This window comes from Cryobacterium sp. TMT2-42-4 (assembly GCF_004402645.1).
GTDB classification, from domain to species: domain Bacteria; phylum Actinomycetota; class Actinomycetes; order Actinomycetales; family Microbacteriaceae; genus Cryobacterium; species Cryobacterium sandaracinum.
Genome location: NZ_SOFT01000048.1, coordinates 132,285 through 149,742, shown reverse-complemented (window position 1 = coordinate 149,742; position 17,458 = coordinate 132,285). Strand labels below are relative to the sequence as shown.

General features: G+C 67.9%; 17 protein-coding genes. 11 read left to right on the top strand and 6 right to left on the bottom strand.

Translation table 11 applies throughout. The features are described from left to right. The first annotated feature begins 1 nt into the window (after position 1). Positions 2-1,564, top strand: coding sequence for an SDR family oxidoreductase (locus tag E3O18_RS15870; protein WP_134394764.1), 1,563 nt, complete (start codon positions 2-4; stop codon positions 1,562-1,564). Between the two features lie 536 nt (positions 1,565-2,100). Here E3O18_RS15870 and E3O18_RS16215 read toward each other — a convergent pair. Further along, positions 2,101-2,268, bottom strand: coding sequence for a hypothetical protein (locus E3O18_RS16215; RefSeq protein ID WP_166784951.1), 168 nt, complete (start codon positions 2,266-2,268; stop codon positions 2,101-2,103). A 108-nt stretch (positions 2,269-2,376) separates the two neighbouring features. Further along, complete coding sequence (locus E3O18_RS15865; RefSeq protein ID WP_134394763.1) at positions 2,377-2,655, bottom strand: metal-sensitive transcriptional regulator; 279 nt, start codon at positions 2,653-2,655, stop codon at positions 2,377-2,379. 228 nt (positions 2,656-2,883) lie between these two features. Between E3O18_RS15865 and E3O18_RS15860 the strand changes: the two genes are divergently transcribed. The 4 genes from E3O18_RS15860 (at position 2,884) to E3O18_RS15845 (ending at position 8,067) form a co-directional block, all read left to right on the top strand. Beyond that, positions 2,884-4,206, top strand: a complete 1,323-nt coding sequence (locus tag E3O18_RS15860) for a DUF2207 domain-containing protein (protein WP_166784950.1) — start codon at positions 2,884-2,886, stop codon at positions 4,204-4,206. Further along, complete coding sequence (locus E3O18_RS15855; RefSeq protein ID WP_134394761.1) at positions 4,206-4,541, top strand: DUF6804 family protein; 336 nt, start codon at positions 4,206-4,208, stop codon at positions 4,539-4,541. Before E3O18_RS15860 ends, E3O18_RS15855 begins: the two co-directional genes overlap by 1 nt. A gap of 204 nt (positions 4,542-4,745) precedes the next feature. Then, positions 4,746-6,926, top strand: coding sequence for a DEAD/DEAH box helicase (locus E3O18_RS15850; protein ID WP_134394760.1), 2,181 nt, complete (start codon positions 4,746-4,748; stop codon positions 6,924-6,926). 112 nt (positions 6,927-7,038) lie between these two features. Beyond that, a complete protein-coding gene (locus tag E3O18_RS15845; RefSeq protein ID WP_134394759.1) occupies positions 7,039-8,067 on the top strand; it encodes a 6-phosphofructokinase in 1,029 nt (342 codons plus the stop codon). 89 nt (positions 8,068-8,156) lie between these two features. Here E3O18_RS15845 and E3O18_RS15840 read toward each other — a convergent pair whose 3' ends face one another. Continuing rightward, positions 8,157-8,411 carry a mycoredoxin gene (locus E3O18_RS15840; RefSeq protein WP_104101065.1) on the bottom strand — a complete coding sequence of 85 codons (255 nt, stop codon included), beginning with the start codon at positions 8,409-8,411 and terminating at the stop codon, positions 8,157-8,159. Between the two features lie 61 nt (positions 8,412-8,472). On the opposite strand from E3O18_RS15840, the gene E3O18_RS15835 reads away from it, so the two are divergent. The 3 genes from E3O18_RS15835 (at position 8,473) to E3O18_RS15825 (ending at position 10,564) form a co-directional block, all read left to right on the top strand. Beyond that, positions 8,473-8,946 carry an 8-oxo-dGTP diphosphatase gene (locus tag E3O18_RS15835; protein WP_134418480.1) on the top strand — a complete coding sequence of 158 codons (474 nt, stop codon included), beginning with the start codon at positions 8,473-8,475 and terminating at the stop codon, positions 8,944-8,946. A gap of 89 nt (positions 8,947-9,035) precedes the next feature. Then, entirely contained in the window at positions 9,036-10,238 is a 1,203-nt protein-coding gene (locus E3O18_RS15830; RefSeq protein WP_134394758.1) for an inorganic phosphate transporter, read from the top strand. After that, entirely contained in the window at positions 10,235-10,564 is a 330-nt protein-coding gene (locus tag E3O18_RS15825; protein WP_134394757.1) for a peptidase, read from the top strand. Before E3O18_RS15830 ends, E3O18_RS15825 begins: the two co-directional genes overlap by 4 nt. A 246-nt stretch (positions 10,565-10,810) precedes the next feature. Here the strand turns inward: E3O18_RS15825 and E3O18_RS15820 are convergent, their stop codons facing one another. After that, entirely contained in the window at positions 10,811-12,091 is a 1,281-nt protein-coding gene (locus tag E3O18_RS15820) for a solute carrier family 23 protein (RefSeq protein ID WP_134394756.1), read from the bottom strand. A gap of 60 nt (positions 12,092-12,151) precedes the next feature. Here E3O18_RS15820 and E3O18_RS15815 point away from each other — a divergent pair, with 60 nt between their 5' ends. The 3 genes from E3O18_RS15815 to E3O18_RS15805 all read left to right on the top strand — a co-directional run bounded on the left by E3O18_RS15815 (position 12,152) and on the right by E3O18_RS15805 (position 15,791). Beyond that, complete coding sequence (locus tag E3O18_RS15815; RefSeq protein ID WP_134394755.1) at positions 12,152-13,723, top strand: carboxylesterase/lipase family protein; 1,572 nt, start codon at positions 12,152-12,154, stop codon at positions 13,721-13,723. A gap of 225 nt (positions 13,724-13,948) precedes the next feature. Beyond that, positions 13,949-15,367, top strand: a complete 1,419-nt coding sequence (locus E3O18_RS15810) for an NCS2 family permease (protein ID WP_241976661.1) — start codon at positions 13,949-13,951, stop codon at positions 15,365-15,367. Between the two features lie 118 nt (positions 15,368-15,485). Beyond that, on the top strand, positions 15,486-15,791 hold the full coding sequence (locus E3O18_RS15805) for a hypothetical protein (RefSeq protein ID WP_233194207.1): 306 nt from the start codon (positions 15,486-15,488) through the stop codon (positions 15,789-15,791). Between the two features lie 28 nt (positions 15,792-15,819). On the opposite strand, the gene E3O18_RS15800 is transcribed toward E3O18_RS15805, so the two are convergent. Further along, positions 15,820-16,566 (bottom strand): FCD domain-containing protein, encoded by a 747-nt coding sequence (locus E3O18_RS15800; RefSeq protein ID WP_134394787.1) that lies wholly within the window; start codon positions 16,564-16,566, stop codon positions 15,820-15,822. Positions 16,567-16,633: 67 nt separating this feature from the next. Further along, positions 16,634-17,425, bottom strand: coding sequence for a 3-oxoacyl-ACP reductase (locus E3O18_RS15795; RefSeq protein ID WP_166784656.1), 792 nt, complete (start codon positions 17,423-17,425; stop codon positions 16,634-16,636). Positions 17,426-17,458: the final 33 nt, after the last annotated feature.

Below are 17,458 nucleotides of genomic sequence, written 5' to 3'. Positions count from 1 at the left end.
CATGACGACGCAACGACGTGTACTTGTGACCGGCGCTACCGGGTATATCGGCGGCCGGCTCGTTCCCCTGCTGCTGGAAGCCGGCTACGACGTGCGCGTGCTCGTGCGCACACCCCAGAAGTTGAAGGATGTCCCGTGGGTCGAACAGGTGGAGGTCGCCGAGGGTGACCTCGGGGACCTGGCCAGTGTGCGGTCCGCCGTCGCCGGGGTCGATGTGCTCTACTACCTGGTGCACTCGATGGGCACCCGCGGCGACTTCGAGAGCACGGAACGCCTCGCGGCCACGAACGTGGCTACGGCCGCCGCCGCGGCCGGCGTCTCCCGCATCGTCTACCTGGGCGGGTTGCACCCGGACACCGAGGAGCTGTCCCAGCACCTGCGCTCCCGGGCAGAGGTCGGCCGCATCCTGGTGGAGTCCGGTGTGCCGACAGCAGCCCTCCAGGCCGGGGTGGTCATCGGCTCCGGCTCCACGTCCTTCGAGATGATCCGGCACCTGACCGACGTTTTGCCGTACATGCCGGCGCCGCAGTGGGTGCGCAACAAGATCCAACCGATCGCCGTGCGTGACGTGCTCTACTACCTCGTCGCGTCGGCGGAGCTTCCCGCCGACGTCAACCGCACCTTCGACATCGGCGGCCCCGACGTGCTGCGTTACGGCCAGATGATGAACGGCTACGCCCTCGAGGCCGGCCTGCGCCAGCGCCCCATCGCGTCCCTGCCCGTGTTCACGCCCTGGCTCGCATCGCAGTGGGTCAATTTGGTCACGCCCATCCCGCGCAGCCTGGCCGTGCCGATCATCGCCAGTCTGCAGAACGACTGTGTGGTGCACGAGCGCGACATCGATCAGTACATTCCCCAGCCGAAAGAGGGCCTCACCGGTTATCGCACCGCCGTGCGCCTGGCCCTCGGCCGCATGCGCGACGGCGACGTCGAGACCAGCTGGCGGAACGCGTCGATCGCGGGCGCGTCGAGCAACCCGCTGCCCAGCGACCCCGAATGGGCCGGGCACCTCGTCTACACCGACCTCAAGGAAAAGCACACCGCCGCGAAGCCGGAAGACCTGTGGCGCGTGATCGAGAGCATCGGCGGTGACAACGGCTGGTACTCATTCCCGCTGGCCTGGGCTATCCGCGGCTGGATGGACAAGCTCGTCGGCGGGGTCGGCCTGCGCCGCGGCCGTCGCAACCCCGACCACCTGCATACGGGCGACGTACTGGATTTCTGGCGGGTCGAACGCATCGACACCGGCCGGTTCCTGCGTCTCCGTGCCGAGATGCGCGTTCCCGGCCGGGCGTGGCTGGAGATGACGGCGGATCCGGCGCCCGGCGGCGGCTCCGTGTACCGTCAGCGCGCCGTCTTCTTCCCACGGGGACTGGGCGGTCGGCTGTACTGGTTCGCGATCCTGCCCTTCCACGGCGTCATCTTCACCGGCATGGCCAACCGGATCACGGCGGCCGCCGTCGGGGAGGCGGCCGTCGGGGAGGCGGCCGTGACGAACGCGAACGCCACGACTGCCCCGAATGCCCCCGGATCGGGCCGGCCGGTCGCCGAGGGCGCCGCCTGAGCGGTGAGTCGACCGAGGCTGACTCGACCGGGCGTGACTCGACCGGGCCTGACCTGATCGGGCCTGACCTGATCGGGCCCTGACCGCACCGGTGAAGACCGGGACTGCGACGCGGGATGAATCCGCGTTCAACCGCCCAGGTTTTCCGAGTCCGACACCCTGCAGCCACTCAGCCCGGAACGAAGTCCACGGCGATTCTGGCGCCCCGGACACGTACGTCGGTCAGGCCCGGCTGAGCCCGCGCGTGTGGCCAACTCAGGACATCCGCCGCCTGGGTCCGCCAGCCGCCGCAGACCAGTGCGGAACCTGCGCGGATGCCCGGCATGCCCCGAGCGGATCTCCTGAGTTGGCCACAACATCTGCCGGATATCAAACGGTGATTGCCCGAGGCGCCGCGTGTCTTGTGCGGCTCGGGCCCTGGCCGGGGCACCCGCCGCCCCGCCGGTGCTGACCCGCGTGCACTCGGTGCCCTCGGACCTGCTCGTGCGCGATGGCTCGTGCGCAGTGACGCGTGCGCAGTGACTCGTGCGCAGTGGCTAGTGCGTGGGAAGGTGCGCAGAGATCTGCTCGTCGGGCTCGAGTTCCGGCTGGCGCTCACGGAAGAGATTGAGCTGGCGCTGGCGGTATTCGCCGACCAGGCTCGTGATGTCGTGGTGTTCGTTGTGGCCGGGGAGGTTCGGGAGGGATGCAGATTCTGAAGTCAATGGGAAAACCAATTCGTCTCGGGGGGAACGACCGATGCCCGGATTTGGAGCATTCAGAGACGCTAATTGATTCCACCGGTGATGTCAACGCGGCGGGTGCCGCCGGCGTCAGCCTCGGTTGTTGTTGAGTTCGAAGACCTTGAGCAGCTCCGCGATGGCGGTCTCCCGAGCCTCGCCCCCGGCCTCGAACATCTCCGTCACGTGTGTTTGCAGGTGATTGTCCACCAGGAGCTTGTTGAGCGAGCCGAGCGACTTCTGGATCGACAAGGACTGCGTGAGGATGTCGATGCAGTAATCCTCGTTCTCGATCATCTTCTCCAAACCGCGCATCTGACCCTGGAGGATGCGGGCACGGTGCAGGGCACGCCGTTTGATGTCGTCAATCATGGGTTTAGAGTACCGCAATTTCGAATACCCCGGAGGGGTACTCTTCCTTCTGTCGGCGACGTCACTATCGTGTGCGACCACCTCGGCACCATGCCCGACGTCATCCGGCTGTCCCGACGCTGAGTAGAGTGAACGCATGCGTCGTGCGCTCATCCTCATGCTCACAGCCACACTCGGAGCATTCGCGCTGCTCGGCCTGTCCGGCCCGCCTTCGCGGTAGCCGGCCCGGTGCGGGCGCCGTCCGCAGTGTCGGCGGGCGTCGAGGACTTCACCTTCGACTCGTGGCACTCGGACTTCCGGCTGTTGCTCACCGGCGACGGGCACTCGCGCCTCACCACCACCGAGACGATCGTGGCCCGGTTCCCGGAGACCGACCAGAACCGCGGCATCCTGCGTGCCAGCCCCACCCATTACGACGGACATCCGACCGACCTGGAACTGGTCAGCGTCACCGACGAGAACGGGCGGCAGCGCGACGTCGAGACCGAAACCACCAGCGAAGACGGCGGAGACCAGTTCCTGGCGGTGACGATCGCCACCGATGGCTCCGTGCATGGCGCGCAGACCTATGTCATCACCTACGAACAGGTCGACGTCACGCTCGACCCGGAGGATGCCTCGATCCAGGAGTTCTACCGCGAGGTCAACGGCACCGGCTGGGCCCAGTCGTTCGGCGCTGTGTCCGCCACCCTCACCGTCGACTCGGTGGTTGCGCCTCGGCTCACCGGGGATGCCGCCTGCCATCAGGGCACCGGCGATTCGTCGGAACCCTGCGCCTCGCTGACGACGGATGCCGTGGGCGAGGCCGTCACGATCGACGTCACCGCCGGGGCACTCGGCCCGGCCGAGGGGCTCACTCTGGCCGTCGGGTTCGAGCCCGGTACCTTCGTGCCCCGCGACCAGTCGTTCACGGCGAACCCGTTCCCGGGTATCGGCCTCGCAGCGGCCCTGATCGGCCTGCTCGGCGCCGGTCTCGCCGTCGTCTCCCGGGCCACCCGCTGGCGGAACGCACCGGGTCGTCCGACTGTCGTCGCCGAGTATCTGCGGCCGCGGGGTGTCAACCTGCTCGTGGCGGGAAACGTGATGCGCACGAGCGCCAGGGCCATGACCGCCCAGTTGCTCAGCTTCGCTGTGCGTGGCAATGTGCGGGTCCTGGAGGGGGAGGGCACAAAGCACTACCTGCTTGAGCTGCTGCACACTCGAGACCTCGACCCGGCCGAAGAGGCGGTGCTCCGGCTGCTGTTCCCGGGGCAGCCGGGGCAGGTGCTGAAGCTGTATGAGGACCTGCTGCCGTTCGCGGTGCTGTTCGGTCAGGAGAAGGAGTGGGCCCAGGTTCTCGGTGACTACTACGCCCGGAGTGACGCGCAGCCTGACTGGTACGCTGAGTCCGCTCCGTTCAACCCGGTCTGGTTCGCCGCCGGGCTGAGCTCGTTCACGAGCTCCACCTCGGCCTCCTGGTCGGGAAGCGCGTCGAGTTCCTCCAGTTCCGGTTCGGGTGGAGGTGGCTCGGTCGGCGGCGGTGGCGGCGGCGGCGGAGGAGGAGGAGTCTGATGGGCACCCCGGTCGAACCCACAGTCACACGTTCCGCTCTGGCCCCCGGTCTGCTCGGGGCGGTCATCCTACTCGGCGGGCTCGCGCTGCTGGACTCCGAAAGCTTCATCATCATCCGTTACGCGGTCAGTATCCTCGCGATGATCCTCTGCGTCTTCGCCATCCAGGCGAGAGCCTGGCTGTGGCTGATCGGTCTCGTGCCGATCGCGGTGCTGTGGAACCCGATCGTGGTCATCGACCTGTCCGGCCAGGGCTGGGTGTCCGCCCAGTTCATCGCTGCGCTGGTCTTCATCCTCGTCGGGGTCGTCACCAAGGTGCCGGTGCATCGGGATTGACCAGCGGGCGTAGACTGGATTCGCGCCGAAAAAGCCCGATTACCGTCTTGACCGTGCCGCTGCATCCCAAATGCCGGTGGCGCAAATAGGGTTGGCACGTTGCTCGATTCAGGCTTCGACGTATCGATCGCACCGGTGTCCACGGATGCCGCACCACGTCGAGCACGGCCTTTGTCTGCTGTGCTGCTGTGAAGTTGGAGAAGAATGGCTTACACCCGCCACCAGGCCGCTGGTTCGAACAACCGTGTTGCCGCCGGAGGTCGCGCTCGGCAGCGACCTCGTTCCCGCGACGATGACGCCCCCATCATTCCCATCCTCGCCCGCAAGGTGCGCGAGGTGGAGGCGAAGGCGCAGATCGGCGCCAAGCTGGGCCCGACCAACCGCACCAAGTACCAGGTCATCGCGCTGCTCATGCGTGAGGAACGCGCCCGGGTCAAGGGCGACAAGGACCTCACCGACGCGAACCGCGCGGAGCTGCTGAAACGCCTCGACGGCATCGCCCAGATCCTGGCGAAGACCGCGGCCCGCGACACCAGCCTGATCACCCTGCTGGAACCGGATGCCGGCGTGTCCACGGTCGCGCAGCGGTTCCGCCGCGACTGGCTGCTTGAGTCCGGTGCCGAACTCACCCCCGACGAACTGATCATCACCCGCGAGCCCGAGGCCAAACCGGAAATTCCGGTCAATCAGGTCATCCCTCAGTCGGTCAAGGCCCGCCAGCTCGCCAACCCGTTCCTCGCGCCCGATTTCAGCGCCGCGACGGCCCAGCCGGTCGTCTCCGGCCGTCGCCTGGCCAACTGGGAACTCATCGGCCCGCTGTTCAAATCCTTCGAGTATGGTTCCGGCGGTCAGGCCGCCAGCATGGACCTGCCCGAGGCACCCCGCGTCGACCGGCTCTCGCCTCGCGGCATGGAGCTGATGCGCCACCAGGCCCGGTTCGTCGAAAGCGCGCGCCTGGGCCACCGCAGCTACCTGCTCGCCGACGAGCCGGGGCTCGGGAAGACGGCGCAGAGCCTGCTCGCGGCATCCGTTAGCGGGGCCTACCCGCTGCTGGCCATCGTTCCCAACGTCGTCAAGATGAACTGGGTGCGCGAGGTCGAACTGTGGACGCCGAACCGCCGAGCCACCGTCATCCACGGCGACGGCGACACGCTCGACGCCTTCGCCGATGTGGTCATCGTCAACTACGACGTGCTCGACCGGCACCGCACCTGGCTGGGCACCCTGGGCTTCAAGGGCATGGTCGTCGACGAGGCGCACTTCATCAAGAACCTGCAGTCGCAGCGCTCCAAGCACGTGCTGGCCCTGGCTGAGCAGATCCGGCGCCGCACGCCCGGCGGCAACCCGCTGCTGATGGCTCTGACCGGAACCCCGCTGATCAACGACGTCGACGACTTCCGGGCGATCTGGCAGTTCCTCGGTTGGCTCGACGGCGACAAGCCAGCCCCCAGACTCATGCAGAAGCTCGAAGCGATCGGGCTGACCCCGGCCGACTCCGGGTTCTACAGCGCCGCGCGAGCCGCGGTGATCGACCTCGGCATCGTGCGCCGTCGCAAGGTCGACGTCGCCGCCGACCTGCCGGCCAAGCGCATCGCCGACATCCCGGTCGAGCTGGACGACGACCTCGGTCGCTCCATCCGCCAGGCCGAGCGGGAGCTCGCCGCCCGCCTGGTCACCCGGTACCACTCCCTCGTCGCCGCCCGCCATCAGGGCCAGACGCCGCCCGTCCTCGACGGCGAGCAGCGGGCCGCCTTCATCCGCGCGGTTGCCCACGCCGAACTCGAGGAGTCGAAGGGGCAGACGACCGGTGAGAACGTCTTCACCATGGTGCGCAAGATCGGCCAGGCCAAGGCCGCCCTCGCGGCGGACTACGCCGTGCAGCTGGCGCACTCGGTGGGCAAGGTCGTGTTCTTCGCCAAGCACATCGACGTGATGGATGCCGCCGAAGACATCTTCGCCAAGCGCGGCCTGCGCACGGTCTCCCTACGCGGCGACCAAAGCGCACTGGCCCGCCAGGCCGCCATCGACTCCTTCAACGATGACCAGGGGGTGGCCGTGGTGGTCTGTTCCCTCTCTGCCGCCGGAGTCGGCGTCAACCTCCAGGCCGCCTCCAACGTCGTGCTCGCCGAGCTCAGCTGGACTGCCGCCGAGCAGACACAGGCCATCGACCGGGTGCACCGCATCGGCCAGGACGAGCCGGTCACCGCGTGGCGGATCATCGCCGCCCACACCATTGACGCGCGCATCGCCGAACTCATCGGCAGCAAGCAGGGCCTCGCGGCCCGCGCCCTGGACGGCGCCGTCGACGAGATCTCGTCCGCAGATTCCGTGCAGGCCAGCGCCCTGATCTACCTGCTGACCCTGGCGCTCGACGGGGAGTTGTAGAACGCGCCCCTCACCGGCGTGGATTTGAACCGGGCCTCGTTTGGGGTCCATCATTGAGTGGCGGCGGTGTGGGCGCCAATCTGATCACTTGTGCAACAAGGAGCAACGACAAATGAAAATTGGTATCCTCACCAGCGGCGGAGACTGCCCCGGCCTGAACGCGGTTATTCGCGGTTCCGTCCTTAAAGGCATCCGCGTCCTCGATGCCGAATTCGTCGGCATTCGCAACGGCTGGAAAGGCCTGGTCGAGGGCGACTTTATGACTCTGGACCGGCACAGTGTGCGCGGTCTCTCGCGTCAGGGTGGCACCATCCTCGGCAGCTCCCGCACGAACCCGTTCGAGGGTGAAAACGGCGGCCCCATTAACATTCAGAAGACGATGGACGCGGAAGGAATCGACGCGATCATCGCCATTGGCGGCGAAGGCACCCTCACCGCGGCACGCCGACTGACGGATGCCGGACTCCAGATCGTCGGCGTTCCCAAGACCATTGACAACGACCTCGAAGCCACCGACTACTCATTCGGCTTCAACACCGCCGTCGAGATCGCCACCGAGGCCATCGACCGACTGCGCACCACGGCCGAATCCCACGGCCGCTGCATGATCGTCGAGGTCATGGGTCGCCACGTGGGCTGGATTGCCCTGCACTCCGGCATGGCCGGCGGCGCCCACGCCATCCTGATCCCGGAGCAGCCCCAGACCATCAAGCAGATCTGCGACTGGGTCATGCACGTGCGCGACCGCGGCCGCGCACCCGTGCTCGTCGTCTCCGAGGGCTTCAAGCTCGCCGGCATGGAGGAGGCGCTCTCGACCAAGGGCCTCGACGCGTTCAACCGCCCCCGCCTCGGCGGCATCAGCGAGATGATCGCTCCGATGATCGAGGAGCGAACGGGCATCGAGTCCCGCGCCACCGTCCTCGGCCACACCCAGCGCGGCGGCGCTCCGTCGGCCTACGACCGGGTGCTCGCAACCCGCCTCGGCATGGCGGCCGTCGACGCCGTCTACGCCGGCCAGTGGGGCTCCATGGTTTCCCTGCGTGGCACCGACATGGAAATCGTCAGCATCGCGGACGCGACCATCGGTCTGAAGACCGTGCCGCAGGCGCGCTACGACGAGGCCGCGGTGCTGTTCGGCTAAACCCGCACCAAGAGCGGAGGGGTTCCGGATCGATTTCCGCCGATGGGCGGAGGTTGAACCGGAACCCCTCCGCTCGTTCCCGGACCGACTCAGGCGAGTTTGGCCTGAACCTGCGCCAGCGACGGGTTCGTAGCGCTGGAGCCGTCCGGGAAAAGGACTGTCGGAACCGTGCGGTTGCCGTTGTTCAGGCTCATCACTAGCTCGGACGTGCCGTCGACCTCCTCCACGTTGATCTCGGTGTAGGCGATGCCGGCCTTGACCAGCTGGGTCTTCAGGCGGGTGCAATAGCCGCACCAGGTCGTCGTGAACATGGTTATGGTTCCGGATTCCGGCACAAAGTTCATAACTGGAGCCTAACAAACCGGCCTGGACGGGAGCCGGACCGTACCTCGTTACCATTGGTGCATGTCTCTTCCCCAGGTCTGCGTGGGCTACCTCACCCGCCGTTCTCCATCGGGGGACCTGCAAGTGCTGCTCGGCCGCAAGAAGAAAGGACTGGGTCGGGGCAACATCGTCGGCCTGGGCGGCAAGCTCGAGCCGGGGGAGTCCGCCGTGGAAGCGATGGTGCGGGAGATCGAGGAGGAGTCCGGCCTGGTCGTGGCGGCATCCGCCCTGACGCCGTTGGGTCTGCTGACGTACCTGTTTCCGCACCGGGAGGCCTGGAGCCAGGAATCGAGCGTGTTCGTCTGCACGCAGTGGAGCGGTACCCCGCGCGAGTCCGACGAGCTGAACCCGGTCTGGTTCGACGTGGCCGCACTACCGGTGGACGAGATGTGGGACGACGCCCGGCACTGGCTGCCGGGGGTGCTCGCCGGCATTCCGGTGCGGGCCACCTACACCTTCGGCCCCGACTTGGCCAAGGTGGTCGACCCGGTTTGAATTGATTTGCTTCCCCAAGAGTGTCAGGCTTATCACCGCGGTGCAGCTTGAGATAACCCCGGCTGTCGTACACCCAGAGGAAGACCCCGGTGGATTTCACCCTGATCGTAGCGCTTGTGATTGCGCTCGCACTGATTTTCGACTTCACCAACGGCTTCCACGACACCGCGAACGCGATGGCAACCCCCATTGCGACCGGCGCCATGCGCCCGAAGGTCGCGGTGGGACTCGCCGCCATCCTGAACCTGGTCGGGGCTTTCCTCTCCACTGAGGTCGCCAGGACCATTTCCGGCGGCATTATCAACACGGATGACGCCGGAGTTCAGATCACTCCCGAGATCATCTTCGCGGGCCTGATCGGCGCCATCGTCTGGAACCTCATCACCTGGCTGCGTGGCCTGCCGTCCAGCTCGAGCCACGCCCTGTTCGGCGGACTCATCGGCGCGACGATCATCGGCGTCGGCTCGCAGGCGGTCGCCTACGACGTCGTGCTGGCCAAGGTCATCCTGCCGGCCCTGATCGCCCCGCTCACGGTGGGTATCGTCGCCTACCTCGCCACCCGGCTCGCCTACTTCATCACCCGCCGGGACTCCGGCAAGGCGGATGGCCGGGGCGGCTTCCGCTACGCGCAGATCGTCTCCTCGTCGCTCGTTGCCCTCGCACACGGCACCAATGACGCCCAGAAGACCATGGGCGTCATCACCCTCACCCTGATCGCCGGCGGGATGCAGGCCGTGGGCACCGGCCCGCAGCTGTGGGTCATCACCACCTGCGCGATCGCGATCGCGATCGGCACGTACACCGGCGGCTGGCGAATCATCCGGACCATGGGTCGCGGCCTCACCGACATCAAGCCGGCCCAGGGCTTTGCTGCGGAGACCAGCACCGCGGCCACCATCCTCGCGTCCAGCCAACTCGGCTTCGCGCTCTCCACCACGCAGGTCGCGTCCGGGTCGGTGATCGGCTCGGGTCTGGGCCGCCGCGGCTCGACCGTGCGCTGGGGCATGGCCGGCCAGATCGCGCTCGGCTGGGTGCTCACCCTGCCGGCGGCGGCCATCATGGGTGCCTTCGCGGCCGGACTCGCCCTGATCGGACCGATGGGCATCGTGCTCGACCTGGTGATCGGTTCCCTCGTCGTCGCCGTGCTGTTTCGCCGGTCCCGCCAGAGCCGGGTCACGCACGACAACCTGCATGACATCGACGACGCCGGGCGGGTCGTGAAGATCCGGAAGACTCCCCGCAAGGCCGCCCGCACGGCCTCTCACAAGGATCGGAAGAAGGTCGCGCTGTGATCGATTGGTCTGCGTTCCTGGTCGTCGCGCTCGCTTCGCTCGTCTCGTCCGCGGTCGTGGTGAGCCTGTATTCGCTTGGCCTGCGGTTGCTCACCACCGCAGGCCGCGTTCCCGTGGTCGAACCGGCCGAATTCACGGGAGCCATCACCGTGCTCACCCCCAAGCGCGCGGCCAAGGAGGCCAAGCGCGCGCGCAAGGCCGCCGCCGGTCCACTGAGCCCCCTGCAGAAGCAGATCGCCCTGGTGGGTGCCTACGCCTGTTTCGGGCTCTGCAGTGCGGCCGTGCTCTCAGGTGTCTACCTGATTGTGCCGGCCCTGCACCGCTGACCGGCAGCGCCCCAATTCCGCTTCCCTCGCAGCGTTCCGAGCCGTAACGTGCGCTCTCGGTCGCCGCGCGGTAGCCGCGCCGCTGCGCTGGTGGCGCTGCACGCGCGCAACGCCGGATGCCTGCGCGACCCAGTCCGTCAGGTTGGCGGCGCACCCTGTGGAGCGGGGCGCACGGTGGAACGTGCGCCGCGAGCCACTACGTGCTTTGCGAGCCAGAACGTGCGCCGCCGCGGAGGGCCGCGGATGCTACCGTGCGGTGCCGCGCACCCGGGCCACCCACGTCATCAGGTGGTAGATCACAATGGCGGCGACCGTGCCGAGCGCGATGCCGTTGAAGCTGAGGGTGCCGGCCGAGAAGGTGTAGTCGGCGATGCCGATGATCAGCGCGGTGGCCGCGGTGAACTGGTTGACTGGCTTGCTGAAGTCGACCTTGTTGTCGAGCCAGATCTTCACGCCGATGATGCCGATCAGGCCGTAGAGGGCCGTGGTGACACCGCCGAGCACGCCCGCCGGGATCGTGTTGATGACCGCACCGATCTTGGGGGAGAGCCCGAGCAGCACGGCGGTGATGCCCGCGACCCAGTAGGCGGCCGTGGAGTAGATGCGGGTGGCCGCCATGACGCCGATGTTCTCGCCGTAGGTGGTGGTGCCCGATCCGCCGCTGAAGCCGGCGAGCATCGTGGCCAGGCCGTCGGCCATCAGGGCGCGACCCGTGAAGCGGTTCACCTTCACATCCGTCATCTGGGCAACGCCCTTGATGTGGCCCACATTCTCGGCCACCAGCACGAGCACGACCGGCAGGAAGGCCGGCAGCACGCCCAGAGCGGCGGACGGATCCGCGAACGGGTTCATCGCCGCGGTGAACGGGGGCAGGCCGATCCAGGCCGCCCCGCCCACCTCGCTGAAGTCGACCTCGCCGGCCACCACGGCAGCCACATAGCCCACGATCACGCCGATGAAGATGGACAGCCGGCCCAGGATGCCGCGGAACACCACGGTCGAGAGGATCACGGCAAGCAGGGTGATCATCGCGGTGAGCGGGGCCAGCTCGAAGTTCGACTTGGCGACGGGTGCAAGGTTGAGGCCGATCAGGGCGACGATGGCCCCGGAGACGACGGGTGGCATCAAAGCGTCGATCCAGCCGGTGCCGGTGAGCTGCACGATCAAACCGATCAGGGCCAGGAGTAGGCCGACGATGATGATGCCGAACAGGGCGCTGCCCATGCCCGCGCTCGCGGTCGCGGCGGTGATCGGCGCGATGAACGCGAACGAGGAGCCGAGGTAGCTGGGCAGCTTGTTGCGCGTGATGACCAGGAAAAGCAGGGTGCCGATGCCCGAGAAGAGCAGCGTCGTGCTGGGCGGGAATCCCGTGAGCAGCGGTACCAGGAAGGTGGCACCGAACATGGCGACGACGTGCTGGGTGCCGATCCCGATGGTCAGCGGCCAGTTCAGGCGCTCGCCGGGGCCGACGACATCCGTGGCTCCGACCGTTTTTCCGTCACCGTGCAGGGTCCAGGGCAGAGCCATGTGTATCTCGTTTCCGTGTCGTACGTAATCCCGATGGTAGTGAACAATTAAGATCGGACGGTGAGACCATCCGTTCAGCCTGCCCAAGCAGAGCCACTCTCGGTGCGGATTGAGACCGGCTTGCTGCACGGAATCCGGGTGCGCGGGGTGCGCCAGTGGCGCGGGATTCCTTACGCGGCCGCCCCCGTGGACGAGCTCCGATTCCGTGCCCCGCAGCCGGCCGCGCCTTGGCCGGGCGAACGGGATGCAAGCACTTTCGGCCCGGTCGCCACTCAGAGCCACCGCGGCCAGTTCATCGGCGCGAAACCGACGATCCCGCAGGGTGAGGACTGCCTCAACCTCAACGTGATCGCTCCCGACGAACCGGTCGACCCGCGGATGCTGCGGCCCGTCATGGTCTTCATCCACGGCGGCGCCTACAGTGTCGGGTCCTCGCGGGAGGTGCCCCGGCAGGGTGAGGGGCTCGTGCGGCGCGGCGGCATCGTCTACGTCAGCTTCAACTACCGGCTGGGGGCTCTCGGCTACCTCGACTTCAGCCGGTACTCGACCGCGGAGCATGCGTTCGAGAGCAACCTCGGGCTGCGCGACCAGGTGGCTGCGCTCGGCTGGGTGCGGCGCAACATCCGCGCGTTCGGCGGCAACCCGGATGCCGTCACACTCTTCGGCGAATCGGCCGGAGGCAACGCCGTGACCACCCTGATGACCGTCCCGGCCGCCACCGGACTCTTCCAGCGCGCGATCGCGCAGAGCGCCCCGCCGAACGCCGTCTATGCCCCCGATGTCACCACCGAGTGGGCAGCGGACTTCGTGCGGCTCCTCGCCCGGCGCACCGGGCAGGCCGACCCGACGAACTCGACCAACACGGCGGCGGATGCCGCTGCCCTGCTTCTGCAGGCCGACCCGGCACATCTGGCCGAGGCCACGAGCGACCTGACCCGGCGCGCCCCGGACCGGTACCCCGGGACGATCCCGCTCTCGCCTGTGATCGACGGCGACTTCCTGCCCGAACGACCTCTCGACGCCTTCCGCGACGGCCGCGCCCACCGGATTCCGCTGATCATCGGCACCAACTCGCGGGAAGGGTCGCTGTTCAGCGGGCGCATCGACATCCTCGCCACGACGCCCGGGCGCATCCGCGCCGTGTTCGCGAACACCAAAAAGAAAGCTCGAACGCGCCTGCGGGCGCAGTACCCCGGGATACCCGCGCTGCGGCCCGCACTCGATTTCGGTGGCGATTTTTCGTTCTGGTACCCGAGCGTGCGCGTGGGCGAACGGCACTCCCGGTATGCCCCGGTGCGCTTCTACCGCTTCGATGCCGCGCCGCGCCTGGTGCGCTTGATGGGGCTCGACGCCACGCACGGCCTCGAGCTGTTCCCGCTGTTCGACCGGCTCGACGGCTGGTTCGGCCGCGGCATGACCGCGCTCGGCGGTCGCCGCGACTTCCAGAGGATCGGTGTCCGGATGCAGGGTTGGTGGCTCAGTTTCGCCGCCTCCGGGGTGCCGGATGCGGCCTGGCCGCTCTACGACGAGGCCGAGCGCCTGACCCTGGTCATCGACGCCGTCGACCGTGTCGAGTCCGACCCGCGTGGGGACCGCCGCCGGGCCTGGGACGCCTTCGTGCCGCACATCTGAGCCCGGCGTGCCACAGCCCGGCAGCCCGCCGGTTGCCTCCGCCGGCCGTCCCCGCGCAGCCCCGCGGAATCGGCGCGCGCTCCGGGGCCGTAAACTGAGGAACTGAGAATCAGCTGAGTCGGACACCAGGAGCACCCCATTTCTGAAACAGAGACCCACACGTCATCCACGCCTGCCCCGAAGCCGGACACCCCGGCGGGCACGAACCCAGGGGTCAAAGCCCGGATCGATCGGTACTTCGAAATCACCCGGCGCGGCTCCACCTACGGCCGGGAGGTCCGCGGCGGTCTGGTGACGTTCGTCACGATGGCCTACATCGTGATCCTCAACCCGCTCATCCTCGGCGGCTTCAGCGCCGACCAGGCCGCGGTCGACGTGGCCGGCGGATGGCTGCCCAACGGCCAGGTTGCCGCGGTCACCGCCCTCACCGCCGGCGTCATGACCATCCTGTTCGGCGCCGTCGCCCGGCTTCCATTCGGTTTCGCCGCGGGCCTGGGCATCAACTCCTTCCTGGCCGTGAGCGTCGTCGGCCAGGTGACCTGGCCGGAGGCCATGGGCCTCGTGGTCATCAACGGGCTCATCATCGTGCTGCTCGCCTCCACCGGCCTACGCGAGCTCATTTTCAACGCCGTGCCGCGCCAGTTGAAGATCGCCATCACGGTCGGCATCGGCCTGTTCATCGCCTTCATCGGCCTGGTCGACTCCGGCTTCGTTCGCGCGAGCGGCGCCGCGTCGCCGCCCGTGCAGCTCGGCGACAACGGCTCCGTCGTGAGCCTGCCGACCGCCGTGTTCGTGCTCGGCCTGATCATTCTCGGCATTCTGGTCGCCCGAAAGGTGAAGGCGGCCCTCCTGATCGGAATCGTCGCCACCACGCTGATCGCGGTGGTCCTCGAGGCGATTTTCAAGGTCGGGCCGTCATTCGGGCAGAACCCCGACGGTTGGAACCTGAACGCGCCGGTACTGCCGACCTCCATCGTCTCGCTGCCCGATTTGAGCCTCGTCGGACAGGTCAGCTTCGGCGCCTTCGACCGGATCGGCATGCTGGCCGCGTCGATGCTCGTTTTCACGCTCGTCTTCACGAACTTCTTCGACGCCATGGGCACCATGACCGGCCTGGCCAGCGAGGCCGATCTGGCCGACGCGAAGGGCAACTTCCCGCGCCTGAAATCCGCCCTGATCGTCGAGGGCGTCGGCGCCGTCGTCGGCGGGGCAACCTCTGCCTCATCGAACACGGTGTTCATCGAGTCCGGTGCCGGCATCGGCGAGGGTGCTCGCACGGGACTGGCCAACATCGTCACGGGACTGCTGTTCCTCGCGGCCATGTTCTTCACCCCGCTCACCCAGATCGTGCCGCTCGAGGTGGCCGCGGCCGCCCTCGTGATCGTCGGCGCGATGATGGTGTCCCAGATCCGGTTCATCGACTTCACGGAGTTCTCCATCGTGCTACCGGTGTTCCTCACGATCATCGTGATGCCGCTGACCTACTCGATCGCCAACGGAATCGGGGCCGGCTTCATCACCTGGGTGCTGGTGCGTTCGTTCTCGGGGAAGGCGCGCGAGATCAGCCCGTTGCTCTGGGTGGTCGCGGCCGGCTTCCTGGTCTTCTTCGTGCGCGGCCCGATCGAGGTTCTGTTCGGCGCGTGAGCGCGTGACCGCCCCCGGCCCGATTCGGGGGCTAACCCCATGGGTGCCAGAACGGATGCTCCGTAGTGTCGTGGGGAGAGCGGCATCCGTCGCTCCCCATCGAAACGGAGAACCACCCATGTCAACCATCGCTCCCGACCAGGCCACGGTCTACACTGCCGAGCCCGTACCCCCGCGGAGCAGCACCCTGGCCGTGTCGAGCCTCGTGCTCGGCCTCGTGTCGATCGTCGCCGGCTGGACCTTTCTCGTGCCCATTGCCGGCCTGGTCGTCGGCATCCTCGCCCTCGGACGGGAACCGCAGGCGCGCACCCTGGCGATCTGGGGCATCGTGCTCAACGCCGTGCTGCTGGCCGGCTCGCTGCTGCTCGTGCTGCTGGCGCTGGCCCTCGGCCTGCTGGCGCTGCCGTTCGCGTTCTTGATCTGACCTCGATCTGGCCCGGCGTGGCCTCGCGCTACTCCAGGAAGCCGCGCAGGAGCAGGGCGGTGCCGGCCAGGTGCTCGGCCATCGCCTGCGCGGCGGCGTCGGGCCGACCGGTCAGGATCGCGGTCACGATCTGCTCGTGCTGCCGGTCCGAGTGTGCGATGTTCGGGCCGAGTGACGGGATGTTGTCGAGCAGTTCGTTGACCCGCATCCGCACTTCAGCCAGCAGCGGCACGAGCGACGGTGAGCCGGCCAGCTCGCCGATGGTGAGGTGCAGCCTGGAGTCCAGCCGGCGGTAGTCCTCGCCGGTGGCGCCGATCGAGTCGGCAAGGCTGTTCCACAGCACTTCCCGTTCGCCGGGCGACAGAGTGCGCGCGGCGGCATGCCGGGCGGCGCCCTCCTCCAGGATTTCCCGGAGCGCGAGCGCGTCCTCGATCTCTGCCACGGAGATGTCCCGGCGCGCCGGTAGTCCACGCTCGTGGCCTCGGCCGGGCGTCTGCTGGGGCAACGAATCGTTGACGAAGGTGCCGCCGTAGCGGCCGCGTCGGGAGACCAGATAGCCGGCCTCGGCCAGGGACGCGATCGCATCCCGCAGCGTGTCCCGACTCACGGCGAGCATGGCGGCAAGTTCACGTTCGGCCGGCAGTCGTGCGCCGGGCGCGATCAGCCCCAGCCGCACGGTCTGCAGCAGCCGCTGCACGGTCTCCTCGAAGGCGTTGCCACTGTGCACGGGGCGCAGCAGCAGGCCACTGTCGAGCCGGGGCTGTTCGTCGTCGATCACTGTTCTGGTCCTGGCTCCTGGTCGGACTTCCAGTCCATCACGGTTTCCGCACCCTCCCGCACCGCTACATCGGCGTCACGTAGGCCGAGCTGATGCCGCCGTCGACCAGGAACGTGGAGCCCGTGATGAACGAGGAGTCATCGCTGGCCAGGAACGCGACAGCGGCCGCGAGCTCCTCGGGTTCCGCGAACCGGCCGACTGGGATGTGCACCAGCCGCCGGGCCGCGCGCTCCGGGTCCTTCGCGAATAGCTCTTGCAGGAGCGGGGTGTTCACCGGGCCGGGGCACAGTGCGTTGACCCGGATGCCCTGGCGCGCGAACTGCACGCCCAGCTCGCGGCTGAGAGCGAGCACGCCGCCTTTCGAGGCGGTGTAGGAGATCTGACTGGTCGCGGAGCCGAGCACGGCCACGAACGAGGCCGTGTTGATGATCGACCCGCGGCCCTGCTTCACCATGTAGCGCAGGGCGGACCGGCAGCACAGGTACACCGACTTCAGGTTGACGTCCTGCACCCGTTGCCAGGCCGGCAGCTCGGTCGTCTCGATCGAATCGTCGTCGGGCGGGGAGATCCCGGCATTGTTGAACGCGATGTCGACGGAGCCGTAGGTGAGATAGGCGGTGTCGAAGAGGGCGTTGACCTCGTCCTCGTCGGTGACATCAACCTTGACGTAGAGGCAATCGAGCTGGTCGGCGGCCGCGAGTCCCGCCGCTTCGTCGAGGTCGCCGATCACGACCGTTGCTCCTTCCGCGGCGAACCGTTTCGCCGTGGCCAGGCCGATGCCGCTGGCGCCGCCGGTGATCACGGCGACCCGGCCCGCGAGCCGCTGGGTGAGGTCGATGGGGGTGAGGGTGCTCATGCTGGCTCCTTGGGGTTCGTCGGGGGGTGTGGC

Bases quoted from the DNA above. Each gene is read 5' to 3' on its own strand.
- E3O18_RS15870 (WP_134394764.1), top strand. From the start codon at position 2: ATGACGACGCAACGACGTGTACTTGTGACCGGCGCTACCGGGTATATC.
- E3O18_RS15865 (WP_134394763.1), bottom strand. From the start codon at position 2,655: ATGATTGACGACATCAAACGGCGTGCCCTGCACCGTGCCCGCATCCTC.
- E3O18_RS15855 (WP_134394761.1), top strand. From the start codon at position 4,206: ATGGGCACCCCGGTCGAACCCACAGTCACACGTTCCGCTCTGGCCCCC.
- E3O18_RS15850 (WP_134394760.1), top strand. From the start codon at position 4,746: ATGGCTTACACCCGCCACCAGGCCGCTGGTTCGAACAACCGTGTTGCC.
- E3O18_RS15845 (WP_134394759.1), top strand. From the start codon at position 7,039: ATGAAAATTGGTATCCTCACCAGCGGCGGAGACTGCCCCGGCCTGAAC.
- E3O18_RS15840 (WP_104101065.1), bottom strand. From the start codon at position 8,411: ATGAACTTTGTGCCGGAATCCGGAACCATAACCATGTTCACGACGACC.
- E3O18_RS15835 (WP_134418480.1), top strand. From the start codon at position 8,473: ATGTCTCTTCCCCAGGTCTGCGTGGGCTACCTCACCCGCCGTTCTCCA.
- E3O18_RS15820 (WP_134394756.1), bottom strand. From the start codon at position 12,091: ATGGCTCTGCCCTGGACCCTGCACGGTGACGGAAAAACGGTCGGAGCC.
- E3O18_RS15805 (WP_233194207.1), top strand. From the start codon at position 15,486: ATGTCAACCATCGCTCCCGACCAGGCCACGGTCTACACTGCCGAGCCC.
- E3O18_RS15795 (WP_166784656.1), bottom strand. From the start codon at position 17,425: ATGAGCACCCTCACCCCCATCGACCTCACCCAGCGGCTCGCGGGCCGG.